At 66.1% G+C, this 12,857-nt stretch carries 14 protein-coding genes; 4 read left to right on the top strand and 10 right to left on the bottom strand.

The window, feature by feature from the left end; all coding sequences use genetic code 11:
* Both rimM and rpsP read right to left on the bottom strand, forming a co-directional pair.
* A complete protein-coding gene (rimM, locus tag H0X95_RS05715) occupies positions 1-678 on the bottom strand; it encodes a ribosome maturation factor RimM (RefSeq protein WP_006493547.1) in 678 nt (225 codons plus the stop codon).
* Between the two features lie 42 nt (positions 679-720).
* Positions 721-975, bottom strand: a complete 255-nt coding sequence (gene rpsP, locus H0X95_RS05710) for a 30S ribosomal protein S16 (RefSeq protein ID WP_006476550.1) — start codon at positions 973-975, stop codon at positions 721-723.
* Between the two features lie 152 nt (positions 976-1,127).
* On the opposite strand from rpsP, the gene H0X95_RS05705 reads away from it, so the two are divergent.
* Both H0X95_RS05705 and H0X95_RS05700 read left to right on the top strand, forming a co-directional pair.
* Entirely contained in the window at positions 1,128-2,267 is a 1,140-nt protein-coding gene (locus H0X95_RS05705) for a PQQ-dependent sugar dehydrogenase (RefSeq protein WP_196445943.1), read from the top strand.
* Between the two features lie 111 nt (positions 2,268-2,378).
* A complete protein-coding gene (locus H0X95_RS05700) occupies positions 2,379-2,846 on the top strand; it encodes an NINE protein (RefSeq protein WP_196445942.1) in 468 nt (155 codons plus the stop codon).
* A 51-nt stretch (positions 2,847-2,897) separates the two neighbouring features.
* Here the strand turns inward: H0X95_RS05700 and H0X95_RS05695 are convergent, their stop codons facing one another.
* Entirely contained in the window at positions 2,898-4,076 is a 1,179-nt protein-coding gene (locus H0X95_RS05695; protein ID WP_196445941.1) for a PA0069 family radical SAM protein, read from the bottom strand.
* A gap of 90 nt (positions 4,077-4,166) precedes the next feature.
* Positions 4,167-4,655, bottom strand: coding sequence for an Lrp/AsnC ligand binding domain-containing protein (locus H0X95_RS05690; RefSeq protein ID WP_012492860.1), 489 nt, complete (start codon positions 4,653-4,655; stop codon positions 4,167-4,169).
* A 146-nt stretch (positions 4,656-4,801) separates the two neighbouring features.
* Here H0X95_RS05690 and H0X95_RS05685 point away from each other — a divergent pair, with 146 nt between their 5' ends.
* A complete protein-coding gene (locus tag H0X95_RS05685) occupies positions 4,802-6,088 on the top strand; it encodes a D-amino acid dehydrogenase (protein WP_034200850.1) in 1,287 nt (428 codons plus the stop codon).
* A gap of 226 nt (positions 6,089-6,314) precedes the next feature.
* On the opposite strand, the gene H0X95_RS05680 is transcribed toward H0X95_RS05685, so the two are convergent.
* From H0X95_RS05680 to H0X95_RS05660, 5 genes are all read right to left on the bottom strand, one after another.
* On the bottom strand, positions 6,315-7,250 hold the full coding sequence (locus H0X95_RS05680; protein ID WP_006486854.1) for an electron transfer flavoprotein subunit alpha/FixB family protein: 936 nt from the start codon (positions 7,248-7,250) through the stop codon (positions 6,315-6,317).
* Between the two features lie 16 nt (positions 7,251-7,266).
* The gene (locus tag H0X95_RS05675; protein ID WP_006496532.1) at positions 7,267-8,016 is read right to left on the bottom strand and encodes an electron transfer flavoprotein subunit beta/FixA family protein; all 750 of its coding nucleotides are present in this window, start codon (positions 8,014-8,016) and stop codon (positions 7,267-7,269) included.
* A 228-nt stretch (positions 8,017-8,244) separates the two neighbouring features.
* Positions 8,245-9,039, bottom strand: a complete 795-nt coding sequence (locus H0X95_RS05670; RefSeq protein WP_196445940.1) for a MetQ/NlpA family ABC transporter substrate-binding protein — start codon at positions 9,037-9,039, stop codon at positions 8,245-8,247.
* Between the two features lie 28 nt (positions 9,040-9,067).
* The gene (locus tag H0X95_RS05665) at positions 9,068-9,721 is read right to left on the bottom strand and encodes a methionine ABC transporter permease (protein WP_006486982.1); all 654 of its coding nucleotides are present in this window, start codon (positions 9,719-9,721) and stop codon (positions 9,068-9,070) included.
* Positions 9,711-10,745 (bottom strand): methionine ABC transporter ATP-binding protein, encoded by a 1,035-nt coding sequence (locus H0X95_RS05660; protein ID WP_043205428.1) that lies wholly within the window; start codon positions 10,743-10,745, stop codon positions 9,711-9,713. Before H0X95_RS05660 ends, H0X95_RS05665 begins: the two co-directional genes overlap by 11 nt.
* Positions 10,746-10,961: 216 nt before the next feature.
* Here H0X95_RS05660 and H0X95_RS05655 point away from each other — a divergent pair, with 216 nt between their 5' ends.
* Positions 10,962-11,870 carry an alpha/beta hydrolase gene (locus H0X95_RS05655; RefSeq protein WP_196445939.1) on the top strand — a complete coding sequence of 303 codons (909 nt, stop codon included), beginning with the start codon at positions 10,962-10,964 and terminating at the stop codon, positions 11,868-11,870.
* 28 nt (positions 11,871-11,898) lie between these two features.
* On the opposite strand, the gene H0X95_RS05650 is transcribed toward H0X95_RS05655, so the two are convergent.
* Positions 11,899-12,822 carry a histone deacetylase family protein gene (locus H0X95_RS05650; RefSeq protein ID WP_006486840.1) on the bottom strand — a complete coding sequence of 308 codons (924 nt, stop codon included), beginning with the start codon at positions 12,820-12,822 and terminating at the stop codon, positions 11,899-11,901.
* Positions 12,823-12,857: the final 35 nt, after the last annotated feature.

The following is a 12,857-nucleotide window of genomic DNA, read 5'->3' as shown; positions in this document are numbered from 1 at the left end:
TCAGTAATCGGCTTCCCAGTCGACGACGATGCGACGCGCCGCCTGATCCACCGTTTTGACGTAGACGCCGACGAACGGAATCAACCGCTCGTCGGTGGTCGGCCGACCGTCTTTGCCGGTCGCCGGATACTCGACACGCATGATCGAATGCACGCCGTTGTCGATCATCCCGCTCACCTTCCCGAGCGCCACCGATTGCTCGTTGACGACCTCGAGACCGATCAGGTCGACCCAATAGAATTCGTCCGCGGCCAGTGCCGGGAAATCTTCCCGGCGCACGAACACGCGAAAGCCGCGCATGGACAGCGCAGCATCGCGGTCGCTGACGCCCGCGGGTTGCGCAACGACAGTATCGCTGTGCGTCTTCGACTGCATGATGCGGACGGAAAGCCGCTCCGCACCGCGTTCCAGCCACCAGCGACGCGCATTGAGCAGCGCGTCGCCACCGCGACCGGCATCGGCATGCGCCGCCACCTTGACCCAGCCTTTCAGGCCGTAGGCGTCGACCACCGCCCCGACCTCGACGGCATCGTCGGGCCAGGTTTGCGTCGCGTCGGGGCCGCCTGGTTCGGCAGCCTGACCGGCGTTCGCGACCATGTCGCGCTCGACCGGTTTGCGGACGAATGCGCCGAATGACGCACGCCCGCGCCTTGCATTACCGGAATCGTGACCCGCCATCAATGCACCTCATAGCCGGCACGACCGGCACACCGTGCCATGTTAGGCAGCCGGTTGCGCCTTTTGCGCTTCCTTCACGAGACGCTGGACGGTCGGCGACAGTTGCGCGCCAACGCCTTGCCAGTACGTCAGGCGATCCTGAGCGATACGCAGCGATTCGCCCTTCGTGGCGACCGGGTTGTAGAAGCCGACGCGCTCGATGAAGCGGCCGTCACGACGGTTGCGCGAATCGGTAGCAACGATGTTGTAGAACGGGCGCTTCTTCGAGCCGCCACGAGCCAGACGGATGATAACCATATGATGTCCTTCGGGAAAACCGGGTTCGAAACTACTGAAACACGCGATTATAGCCGGAAACCAGAGGTACAACAAACACTTACGCGTAAAAATCCGCGGACGGCCCGTCCGCCGGGCCTACAATCGTCGTGTCCAGGACGCTCCCGACCGTCATGTTGCCCCTTCGCGCCGCCCTCGTGCGCCGCGCACGGCGCCCATTCGCGGCGTTGCTTGCCGGCCTTGCCTGCTCCGTGTCCGCGCCGGCGTTTACCGCGCCGCTGCCGGTGAACGAACTCGTCGTGCCGCCCGGCTTCCACGTGGACGTGCTGACCGACGCCGTACCGGCCGCGCGCGAAATGGCGTGGTCGCCGCGCGGCATCCTGTATGTCGGCACACGAGACGGCCGCGTCCACGCGTTCGTCATGCACGAGGGCCAGATCAGCGCGCGCTACGTCGTCGCGTCCGGGCTCGACATGCCCGTCGGCGTCGCCTACCGCGACGGCACTCTCTATATATCCGCCGTGTCGCGCATCGTGCGCATCGACCATATCGACGACCGGCTCGCCAGACCGCCCGCCCCTGTCGTGGTGACCGACGCGCTGCCGACCGACCACCATCACGGCTGGAAATTCATCGCGTTCGGTCCCGACGGCAAGCTGTACGTGCCGACCGGCGCACCGTGCAACGCCTGCCTCGCCGATCGCAACCGCTACGCGATCATCGCGCGAATGAACGCCGACGGCAGCGGACGCGAAGTGGTCGCCCGCGGCATACGCAATACGGTCGGCTTTGCATGGCACCCCGATTCGGGCGAGCTGTGGTTCACCGACAACGGGCGCGACATGATGGGCGACGACGTACCCGACGACAAGCTGAACCGCGCGCCCCGCGCCGGCCTCGACTTCGGCTTTCCCTACTGCCACGGCGGCGATACACCCGACCCCGAATTCGGCAGCGCCGAGGTTTGCCGCCGTTACGTGCCGCCCGTCCTGAAACTCGGCGCGCACGTCGCGGCGCTCGGGATGCGCTTCTATACCGGGCCGATGTTTCCGGCGTCGTATCGCAATAATGTCTTCATTGCCGAACACGGCTCGTGGAACCGCAGCACGAAGGTCGGCTACCGCGTGATGCGCGTGGTCGTCTCGGCGGACGGCAGCCATGCACGCCAGACGCCGTTCGTTACCGGCTGGCTGCGACCCGACGGCACGGTATGGGGACGCCCGGCCGATGTACTGCCGCTGCCGGACGGCTCGCTGCTCGTCAGCGACGATTACGCAGGCGCGATCTATCGCGTGACCTATGCGGCACCTTGACGCAGGCGAGGGGTGACCGGGCCCGACCGGGCATCGTAGAATGCGTGCCGGGCCGCGCGCCCGCGCCGGCCTGCCGGCCCCGCCCATGCCAACGACAAGACGCCGCCATCCATGTCCAGCAGCACCGCATCGCCCCGCCGCTTCCGCTCCAAGACGCTCACCGCCGCCCTCGCGTTCCTGCTCGGATCGCTCGGCGCGCACCGCTTCTATCTGTACGGCTTTCGCGACGTGTACGGCTGGGCCCACCTGCTCGCGACGATCGTCGGCATCCCGGGCTTCCTCCTGCTCGCGGCTACCCAGCGCAGCGCCGGCCTCGGCTGGTGGCTCGCGGTCCCCGGCGCAATCTCGCTGCTGGCGGCGTTCCTCGCCGCACTCGTCTACGGGCTGCGCCCCGACCAAAAATGGGATGCGCAATTCAATGCGGACACCGGCAAGCACAGCAAGTCGGGCTGGACCGTGATCTTCGTCGTGATCTTCTCGCTGCTGATCGGCGCGTTCCTGTTGATGACCGCGCTCGCGCTGTCGTTTCAGACTTACTTCGAATCGCAGGTCGAAGCAGCCAAGCAGATTTCGCAGTAAGCACCACCGATACGGTCGATACGGCACACCGGCAACCGTATCGCTCGTCCATCAGAACAGGTTCAACTGCATGTCGTCGCGCGGCTTCGCGCCGGCTGAGCGAACCGCAACACGCGGCGCCGGCACCGCAGCAGCCGGCGCCCCGCTGAACCGCGACAGATCGAGAATGCCGTTCGTGCGCTCGTTCAACCCGAGCCGCTTGACCGCCTGACGGAAGCGCTGCCGCAACAGGTCGGCCCAGATCCCCTCGCCCTTCATCCGTTTCGAGAAATCCGAGTCGTAATCCTTGCCGCCGCGCATGTCGCGCACGCGGTTCATCACGCGCTCCGCACGATCGGGAAAATGCGCGGCAAGCCAGCTCTTGAACAGCGGCGCGACCTCCCACGGCAACCTCAGGATGATGTAGCTCGCATGCGTCGCACCGGCTTCCGCGCACGCCTCCAGCACGCGCTCCATGTCCGGCTCGGTCACGAACGGAATCACCGGCGCGATGCTCACGCCGACCGGCACGCCCGCATCGCGCAGCGCGCGGATCGTGCGCAACCGCCGCGCCGGCGTGGCCGCGCGCGGCTCGAGCGTGCGCGCGAGTTCGGCATCGAGCGTCGTGATCGTGACCGCCGCCATCACCTGCCCGCGTTCGGCCATCGGCGCGAGCAGGTCGAGATCGCGCTCGATCAGCGACGATTTCGTGATCGCCGCGAACGGCAGCCCGCGATCGTGCATCACCTGGATCACGCTGCGCGTGATGCGCAGGTCGCGCTCGACCGGCTGGTATGCGTCGGTGTTGACGCCGAGCGCGATCGGCTCCGGCACGTAGCGCTTGCGGGAAATCTCGCGTTCGAGCAGCTCGGCCGCGTTCACCTTCGCGTAGATGCGGCTTTCGAAATCGAGCCCCGGCGACAGCCCGAGATAGCTGTGCGTCGGCCGCGCGAAACAGTAGATACAACCGTGCTCGCAACCGCGATACGGATTGAGCGACACGCTGAACGGAATATCGGGCGACTGGTTGCGCGTCAGGATGCTCTTCGCCCGCTCCTCGAATACCTGCGTGCGCAGCGGCGCGGGGAAATCGGCATCGTCGGACTCGTGCGTCCAGCCGTCGTCCACCGCTTCGCGCTGCGCGAGTTCATACCGCCCCTGCAGGTTGTCGACCGCACCGCGCCCCTTGCGGGGCACGGGCGGCGCTATCGGAAATTCGTTGTCGGACCGATCGTCCATGTGCCCACCCATTCGCCTGCGCCCAATACTGTATATTTATACAGTATTGGGCGCAGCATGCCAAGGGCGGGATAAAGGGCCCGACAACGGGCCACCGGCACGTCATTCGCCGACGGCGATCGTCAGCGTTTCCTTGATTTCTTCCATCACGACGTAGCTCTTCGACTGCACGGCGCCGGGCAACTGCAGCAGGATGTCGCCGAGCAGCTTGCGGTAGTCGGCCATCTCGCCGATCCGCGCCTTGATCAGATAGTCGAAATCGCCGGAGACGAGATGGCATTCGAGCACCTCGTCGATCTTCATCACTTCCCGGCGGAATTGCTCGAACATGTTGCCGCCCTTGTGGCCGAGCGTGATCTCGACGAACACCAGCAGCGCGGCGCCCAGCTGGCCCGGGTCGACCCGCGCGTGATAACCGGTGATCACGCCGTCGCGCTCCATGCGCCGCACGCGCTCGATACACGGCGTGACGGTCAGGCCGACCTGTTCCGCAAGGTCTTTCATCGCCATCCGGCCGTCGTCCTGGAGCAGTTTCAGGATGCGTCGGTCGAGCTTGTCGAGCGAGCGTACAGGCTGACGTTGCGTTCTCATTTGTTTATGCTGAAAATCGAAAAAATACGATAACAAAAACTGCACATTCGACAATACCATAGCTCAAAAAACTAGATCAGCTAGAGGTTACACGGAGCCGCAGGGTGCGCCCGGCCTCAACCTGGTCCCTTCCATCTGGAGCAGCTATGCGAGTCGTCATTCTGGGCAGCGGTGTGGTGGGCGTGGCAAGCGCGTATTACCTCGCGCGCGCCGGCCATGAAGTCACGGTGATCGACCGGGAAGCCGGCCCGGCGCTGGAGACGAGCTTCGCGAACGCAGGCCAGATCTCGCCCGGCTATGCCGCGCCGTGGGCCGCGCCCGGCGTGCCGCTGAAGGCCGTCAAGTGGATGTTCGAAAAGCACGCGCCGCTCGCGATCCGCCTCGACGGCACGCGCTTCCAGCTCCAGTGGATGTATCAGATGCTGCGCAACTGCACGGCCGAGCGCTATGCCGTCAACAAGGGCCGCATGGTCCGTCTCGCCGAATACAGCCGCGACTGCCTGCAGGCGCTGCGTGCCGATACCGGCATCCAGTACGAGGGCCGCACAGGCGGCACGCTGCAACTGTTCCGCACGCAGCAGCAGCTCGACGGCGCGGCGAAGGACATCGCCGTGCTGCAGGAAGCGAACGTGCCGTTCGAACTGCTGTCGCCGGCCGAACTGAAAAAGGCCGAACCGGCGCTCGCCGCCGTCTCGCACAAGCTGACGGGCGGCCTGCGCCTGCCGGGCGACGAAACGGGCGATTGCCAGTTGTTCACGACGCGCCTCGCCGCGCTGGCCGAATCGCTTGGCGTCAAGTTCCGCTACAACACGCCGATCGATGCGCTCGCGATCGCGGGTGGCAAGATCGCCGGCGTGCAGTGCGGCAGCGAGACGGTGCGCGCGGACGCGTACGTCGTCGCGCTCGGCTCGTACTCGACGAGCTTCATCTCGAACCTGATGAAGATTCCGGTCTATCCGCTCAAGGGTTATTCGATCACCGCGCCGATCGTCAACGAAGCCGCCGCGCCCGTGTCGACCGTGCTCGACGAGACCTACAAGATCGCGATCACGCGCTTCGACCAGCGCATCCGCGTCGGCGGCATGGCGGAAATCGTCGGCTTCGACAAGAAGCTGCGCGCGGCACGCCGCGAAACGCTGGAGATGTGCGTGAACGACCTGTTCCCGGGCGGCGGCGACACGTCGAAGGCGACGTTCTGGACAGGCCTGCGCCCGATGACGCCGGACGGCACGCCGATCGTCGGCCGCACGCCGGTGTCGAACCTGTTCCTGAACACCGGCCACGGCACGCTCGGCTGGACGATGTCGTGCGGCTCGGGCCAACTGCTCGCGGACCTGATCTCGGGCAAGATGCCCGCGATCCAGGCCGACGACCTGTCGGTGCATCGTTACCTGAAGGACGTGCCCGGCCAGACGCGCCCGGCATACGCGTAAGTCGGAACGGCCCGCGGCGATGCGGGCCCGTTGCATCAGCGAGAAAGGCGCCCGAGGGCGCCTTTCTCTTTTGGGCGACTGCGAGCGTGCGAGCGCCGCTCGGCACGAGACGATCGCGGATCATCCAGGCGCACGCCGCTCGCGCCTCTTCCGCGATGACACAACAAAAAGGGGCGCTCGTCGCGCCCCTCTTCTCGTGTGCTTACCGCTGAAGCATCACACCGCGTCAGCCGAGCTCGGTCACGAGTTCCGGCACGAGCGCGAACAGATCGCCGACGAGGCCGTAATCGGCCACGCTGAAGATCGGTGCTTCGGGATCCTTGTTGATCGCGACGATCACCTTCGAATCCTTCATGCCGGCCAGGTGCTGGATCGCACCCGAAATGCCGACCGCGATGTACAGCTGCGGCGCGACGATCTTGCCGGTCTGGCCGACCTGGTAGTCGTTCGGCACGTAGCCGGCGTCGACTGCCGCGCGCGATGCGCCGAGCGCTGCCGACAGCTTGTCGGCCAGCGGCTCCAGCACCTTCGTGTAGTTCTCGCCGCTGCCCAGGCCGCGGCCGCCCGACACGATGATGCTCGCCGACGTCAGTTCCGGACGGTCCAGCTTCGTCACTTCGCGGCTCACGAACTGCGACTTGCCGGCGTCGGCCGCCGCTTCGATCTTGTCGACCGCCGCGCTGCCGCCTTCCGCCGCCACCGGATCGAAGCCCGTTGCACGCACCGTGATGACCTTGATCGGGTCGCTCGACTGCACCGTCGCGATCGCGTTACCCGCGTAGATCGGGCGCTCGAACGTGTCGGCCGAATCGACTGCCGTGATGTCCGAGATCTGCGCGACGTCCAGCTTCGCCGCGATACGCGGCGCGATGTTCTTGCCGTAGGCCGTCGCCGGCGCGAGGATGTGCGAGTAGTCCTTCGCGATGTTCAGCGCGGTCGCTTCGACGTTTTCCGCCAGGCCTTCGGCCAGTTGCGGCGCGTCGGCCAGCAGCACCTTCGACACGCCTGCGATCTTCGCTGCAGCGTCTGCCGCCGCTTGCGCGTTGTGGCCCGCGACCAGCACGTGGATGTCACCACCGATCTTCGCTGCCGCCGCCACCGTGTTCAGCGTCGCGGCCTTGATCGACGCGTTGTCGTGTTCTGCAATCACCAGAATCGTCATTTCTTTCCGCTCCCTCTTACAGCACCTTGGCTTCGGTCTTCAGCTTCTCGACCAGCGTCTTCACGTCCGGCACCTTCACGCCGGCTGCGCGCTTCGGCGGCTCGACCACCTTCAGCGTCTTCAGGCGCGGTGCGACGTCCACACCGAGGTCTTCCGGCTTCACGGTTTCCAGCGGCTTCTTCTTCGCCTTCATGATGTTCGGCAGCGTCACGTAGCGCGGCTCGTTCAGGCGCAGGTCGGTCGTCACAACCGCCGGCAGCGTCAGCGACAGCGTTTCCGCGCCGCCGTCGACTTCGCGCGCCACCGTCGCCTTGCCGTCGGCCACCGTCACCTTCGACGCGAACGTCGCTTGCGGCAAGCCTGCCAGCGCGGCCAGCATCTGGCCCGTCTGGTTCGAATCGTCGTCGATCGCCTGCTTGCCGAGGATCACGAGTTGCGGCTGTTCCTTGTCGACCAGCGCCTTCAGGATCTTCGCGACGGCCAGCGGCTCGACGCTGTCGTTCGACTCGACGAGGATCGCGCGATCCGCGCCGATCGCCAGCGCCGTGCGCAGCGTTTCCTGCGCTTGCGTGACGCCCACCGACACCGCGATCACTTCGGTCGCGACACCCGCTTCCTTCAGGCGCACGGCTTCTTCAACGGCGATTTCGTCGAACGGGTTCATCGACATCTTCACGTTCGCGATGTCGACGCCCGTGTTGTCCGACTTCACGCGGACCTTCACGTTGTAATCGACCACTCTTTTCACTGGCACCAGGATTTTCATGCACACGCTCCAAAGTTACGAATACGACCAGAGGCCATTTTATAGCGAGGCCTCATGACTGCGCGGCCAGGCGGACCCAACCATGATGGTTGTCGAGGATACCGCTTCTTGGCGACGCGCCAATGATAGCGAACGGTCGTTCTATTTTAAAAGAGAAAAAACCCGGACGCAAAGCCCGGGTTTTCGATCATCGACTCTAATCCCGCCGGGCATCCCGTGCTTCGCCCGTTACCAGTCGGCGATGACCGCGCCGCCGAACTTGCCTTCGATGAACTGCTTCACATCGGCCGAGTGATACGCCGCAATCAGCTTCGCGACCCACGGCTTGTTCCGGTCCGTCTCGCGAATCGCGAGGATGTTCGCGTACGGGCCGTTCGGGCCCTCGATCGCGATCGCGTCCTGTTTCGGCTTCAACCCCGCTTCCATCGCGTAGTTGGTGTTGATCGCGGCCGCGTCGACGTCGCCGAGCGAGCGCGGGATCTGCGCCGCGTCGAGCTCGACGATCTTCAGCTTGCGCGGATTGTCGACGATATCGAGCGGCGTCGCCTTCAGCCCCGCATCCGCGCGCAGCTTCAGCAGCCCCTGCTTCTGCAGCAACAGCAGCGCGCGACCGCCGTTGGTCGGATCGTTCGGAACGGCGATGCGCGCGCCCGGCTTCAGCTCGGCCAGCGACTTCACGCGCTTCGAATAGATGCCCATCGGGAACGTGACGGTATCCGCGACCTTGATCAGCTTGTAGCCGCGATCCTTCACCTGCGCCTGCAGATACGGATCGTGCTGGTAGCTGTTCGCGTCGAGATCGCCCGACGCGAGCGCGGCGTTCGGCTGCACGTAGTCGGAGAATTCGACGATGCGGATCTCCAGGCCGCCCTTCGCCGCGACCTGCTTCACCACTTCCATGATCTGCGCGTGCGGGCCGCCCGTCACGCCCACCTTGATGGCTTCGGCCCGGGCGTGCGCGCCCGCGAACAGTGCGGCCGCGCCCAGCGCCGCGGCAAATTTCAGCATGAAGCGTCGTTGCATCGTGTCTCCCCTATCGGATCGGTCTGTCTTATTTGTGGCTCAGCCGGCGCACCAGCCAGTCGCCGAACGATTGCACGATCTGCACGAACACGATCAGGATCGCGACGACCGTCCACATCACTTCCGGCAAATAGCGCTGGTAACCGTAGCGGATGCCGAGATCGCCGAGGCCGCCGCCGCCGATCGCACCCGCCATCGCCGAATAGCCGACCAGCGACACGAACGTGATCGTCAGGCCCGCGACGACGCCCGGCAGCGATTCGGGCAACAGCACCTTGAATACGATCTGCGACGTGGTCGCGCCCATCGATTGCGCGGCCTCGATCAGCCCGCGGTCGACTTCACGCAGCGCCGTTTCGACGAGACGCGCGATGAACGGCGCGGCCGCGAGTGTCAGCGGCACGACCGCCGCGGCCGTGCCGATCGACGAACCGGTGACGAGCCGCGTGAACGGAATCACCGCGACGAGCAGGATGATGAACGGCGTCGAGCGGACGGCGTTCACGATGCCGCCGAGCACGCGATTCACCGCGAGGTTCTGCAGCACGCCCTGGCGATCGGTCAGGTAAAGCAGCACGCCGAGCGGCAGGCCGACGAGCGCGCCGACCGCTCCGGAGATGCCGACCATGATCAGCGTCTCCCAGAACGACTGCACGAACATATCGAACATCTCACTCAACATACGAAAGCTCCTCTACCACCACGCCTTGCTCGCGCAGGAACGCGAGCGCCTGTCCGACCTTGCCCGGCTCGCCGCCCGCGAGCACCGCGAGCGAACCGAATGCCTGCCCCTGGATCTCGTCGATCTGGCCATGCAGGATGTTGAAATCGAGTTCGTACCGGCGGATCGTCTCCGACAGGATCGGCTGGTCGACCCCCGAGCCCGTGAAGGCGAGCCGCAGCAGATGGCCGCTGCCCGTCTTCAGCCGCTCGGCCACGCGCGCCTTCAGCGCGGGCGGCAGCTCCTGCGCGATCACGTCGCCGATCAGCGCGCGCGTCACTTCGTGATGCGGCTGCAGGAACACGTCGATCACGCGACCTTCCTCGACCACGCGTCCCGCATCGAGCACCGCGACGCGATCGCAGACCTGCTTGATCACTTCCATCTGGTGCGTGATCAGCACGATCGTCAGGCCGAGCTCGCGGTTGATGCGCTTCAGCAGGTCGAGGATCGAACGCGTGGTTTCGGGATCGAGCGCGGACGTCGCTTCATCCGACAGCAGTACCTTCGGCTGGCTCGCCAGCGCGCGGGCGATGCCGACGCGCTGCTTCTGGCCGCCGCTGATCTGCGACGGATAGCGATCCTTCTGCGCGGACAGCCCGACCAGATCGAGCAGCGGCAGCACGGCGGCTTCGATGTCGGCACGGCTCGCACCGGCCAGTTCGAGCGGCAGCGCGACGTTGTCGAACACCGTGCGCGACGACAGCAGGTTGAAGTGCTGGAAGATCATGCCGATCTCGCGGCGTGCCTCGCGCAGCGCACCGGCCGACAGCAGCATCAGGTCGCGCCCGCCGACGACGACATTGCCTTCGGTCGGCCGCGTGAGCAGGTTGATGGTGCGCACGAGCGTGCTCTTGCCGGCGCCGCTTCGGCCGATGATGCCGAACACCTCGCCTTGCGGGATCGTCAGGTTGACGTTGCGCAGCGCATCGACCCAGCCGCCCGGGCCGGGGAAACGCTGCGAGAGATTGCGTAATTCGATCATGTAAACAAAACGGCGGCCGGCCGGCGAGTTGGCCCGCCAGTCGGCCGCCGATGCATCTGGAATAACCGGCGATTTTACCGCAAACCCCTCATTCCCCTTAATAATCGATTTCGATCTTTTCATAACCGGACGAAATTAGAGGGGCGCCGCTGGGCCCGCGCGGGAAGGCCGCGTCTATGATCCGGAACACCGACCAACGAACAGGGGACACGCCAGATGAGTATCACCACCACGCCGGCCGCCGCACCCGCCGCCACCGGATCGGCACCCGCGCCGCGCATGGGCCGGCTGCGTACCGCGGACGGGCTCGAACTGGCGTCGTACCGCTGGCCGGCCGGCGACGGCACCGCGCCGCCGCGCGCGACGATCGCGCTGGTGCATGGCCTCGCCGAACACGCGGGCCGCTATGCCGCGCTCGCCGGCCGGCTGAATGCAGCCGGCATCGACGTGCTGGCGATCGATCTGCGCGGGCATGGCCAATCGCCCGGCAAACGCGTGTGGGTCGAGCGCTTCGACGGCTACCTGAACGATGCGGATGCGCTGGTCGCCGAAGCCGCGCGTGGCGATGCGCCGCTGTTCCTGATGGGACACAGCATGGGTGGCGCGGTCGCGGCGCTCTATGCGATCGAACGCGCACCGGCCCGTGGCCATGGACTGACAGGCCTCGTGCTGTCGAGTCCGGCGCTCGCGCCGGGGCGCGACGTGCCGCGCTGGATGCTTGCGGTCAGCCGCGTCATCAGCCGGGTGTGCCCCACGTTCCCCGCGATCAGGATCGATGCGGCGCTGCTGTCGCGCGATCCGGCCGTCGTCGCCGCCAATCGCGCCGATCCGCTCGTGCATCACGGCGCGGTGCCCGCCCGCACCGGCGCGGAGATTCTCGACGCGATGGCGCGCATCGAGAATGGCCGCGGCGCGCTGCGGGTACCGGTGCTCGTCTATCACGGCACCGAGGACAAGCTGACCGAACCCGACGGCAGTCGCGCGTTCGGCGCGCGCGTCGGCTCGCCCGACCGTACGCTGACGCTGTACGAAGGCGGTTTCCACGAAACGATGAACGATCTCGAACGCGATCGCGTGATCGACGCGCTGATCGCGTGGATTCATGCGCGCGTGCCGGCGCACTGAACACGCCGGCCCGCCGGTCAAGCGGAAATCAGATCCCGGCCAGCACGCGCAGGTGCGCGACTACGCTGCGCCCGAGCGCGGACAGGTTGTAGCCGCCTTCGAGGCAACTGACGATGCGGCCCTGCGCATGCCGGCGCGCCACGTCGACGATCTGCGCGGTCAGCCATTCGAAGTCGGCTTCGACGAGGCCGAGATTGCCGATGTCGTCCTCGCGATGCGCATCGAAGCCGGCCGACACGAACAGCATCTGCGGCTTGAACGCGTCGAGACGCGGCAGCCAGAACATGTCGACCGCTTCGCGGATCGCCATCCCGTTGCTGCGGGCGGGCATCGGCAGGTTGACCATGTTCGGCGCCTGATGATCGACGCCCGAGAACGGATACAGCGGATGCTGGAAGAAGCTGCACATCAGCACGCGCTCGTCGTTCGCGAACGCCGCCTCGGTACCGTTGCCGTGATGCACGTCGAAATCGATGATCGCGACACGCTCGATGCCGTGTACGTCGAGCGCATGCCGCGCGGCGATCGCGACGTTGTTGAAGAAGCAGAAGCCCATCGCGCGCGCCGGCTCCGCATGGTGACCGGGCGGACGGACGCCGCAGAACGCATTCGCATAGCGGCCTTCGATCACCGCGTCGGTCGCCGCGATCGCCGCGCCGGCCGCGCGCAGTGCCGCGCGCCACGTGTCGCGATTCATCAGCGTATCGGGATCGATCTCGACGTAACCGTCGACCGGCGTCATGCTGCGGATGTAGTCGATGTGCGCCTGCGTATGCACGCGGCCCAGCGCGACCTCGCTCGCGAATGGCGCGGTTTCGTGCACGATCAGGTCGTCGATGCGGCTCGCAATCAGTTGATCCTGGATCGCCGACAGGCGGGCCGGACATTCCGGATGCCATTCCCCCATCTCGTGCAGCATGCAGTCGGGGTGCGTGTAGAAAGCGGTTGCCATAAGCTGTCATCCGCGGCGCACGATGCGCCGCAGGT

The organism is Burkholderia sp. 9779_493, assembly GCF_015712215.1.
GTDB lineage: Bacteria > Pseudomonadota > Gammaproteobacteria > Burkholderiales > Burkholderiaceae > Burkholderia > Burkholderia cenocepacia.
This window is presented reverse-complemented; position numbering and strand designations above follow the sequence as displayed.

Excerpts from the sequence above, each read along its gene's own strand:
- H0X95_RS05695 (WP_196445941.1), bottom strand. The coding sequence starts at position 4,076 with ATGGGTGGGCACATGGACGATCGGTCCGACAACGAATTTCCGATAGCG.
- H0X95_RS05660 (WP_043205428.1), bottom strand. The coding sequence starts at position 10,745 with ATGATCGAATTACGCAATCTCTCGCAGCGTTTCCCCGGCCCGGGCGGC.
- H0X95_RS05685 (WP_034200850.1), top strand. The coding sequence starts at position 4,802 with ATGCGAGTCGTCATTCTGGGCAGCGGTGTGGTGGGCGTGGCAAGCGCG.
- rpsP (WP_006476550.1), bottom strand. The coding sequence starts at position 975 with ATGGTTATCATCCGTCTGGCTCGTGGCGGCTCGAAGAAGCGCCCGTTC.
- rimM (WP_006493547.1), bottom strand. The coding sequence starts at position 678 with ATGGCGGGTCACGATTCCGGTAATGCAAGGCGCGGGCGTGCGTCATTC.
- H0X95_RS05680 (WP_006486854.1), bottom strand. The coding sequence starts at position 7,250 with ATGACGATTCTGGTGATTGCAGAACACGACAACGCGTCGATCAAGGCC.
- H0X95_RS05650 (WP_006486840.1), bottom strand. The coding sequence starts at position 12,822 with ATGGCAACCGCTTTCTACACGCACCCCGACTGCATGCTGCACGAGATG.
- H0X95_RS05670 (WP_196445940.1), bottom strand. The coding sequence starts at position 9,039 with ATGCAACGACGCTTCATGCTGAAATTTGCCGCGGCGCTGGGCGCGGCC.
- H0X95_RS05705 (WP_196445943.1), top strand. The coding sequence starts at position 1,128 with ATGTTGCCCCTTCGCGCCGCCCTCGTGCGCCGCGCACGGCGCCCATTC.
- H0X95_RS05665 (WP_006486982.1), bottom strand. The coding sequence starts at position 9,721 with ATGTTGAGTGAGATGTTCGATATGTTCGTGCAGTCGTTCTGGGAGACG.
- H0X95_RS05655 (WP_196445939.1), top strand. The coding sequence starts at position 10,962 with ATGAGTATCACCACCACGCCGGCCGCCGCACCCGCCGCCACCGGATCG.
- H0X95_RS05700 (WP_196445942.1), top strand. The coding sequence starts at position 2,379 with ATGTCCAGCAGCACCGCATCGCCCCGCCGCTTCCGCTCCAAGACGCTC.
- H0X95_RS05675 (WP_006496532.1), bottom strand. The coding sequence starts at position 8,016 with ATGAAAATCCTGGTGCCAGTGAAAAGAGTGGTCGATTACAACGTGAAG.
- H0X95_RS05690 (WP_012492860.1), bottom strand. The coding sequence starts at position 4,655 with ATGAGAACGCAACGTCAGCCTGTACGCTCGCTCGACAAGCTCGACCGA.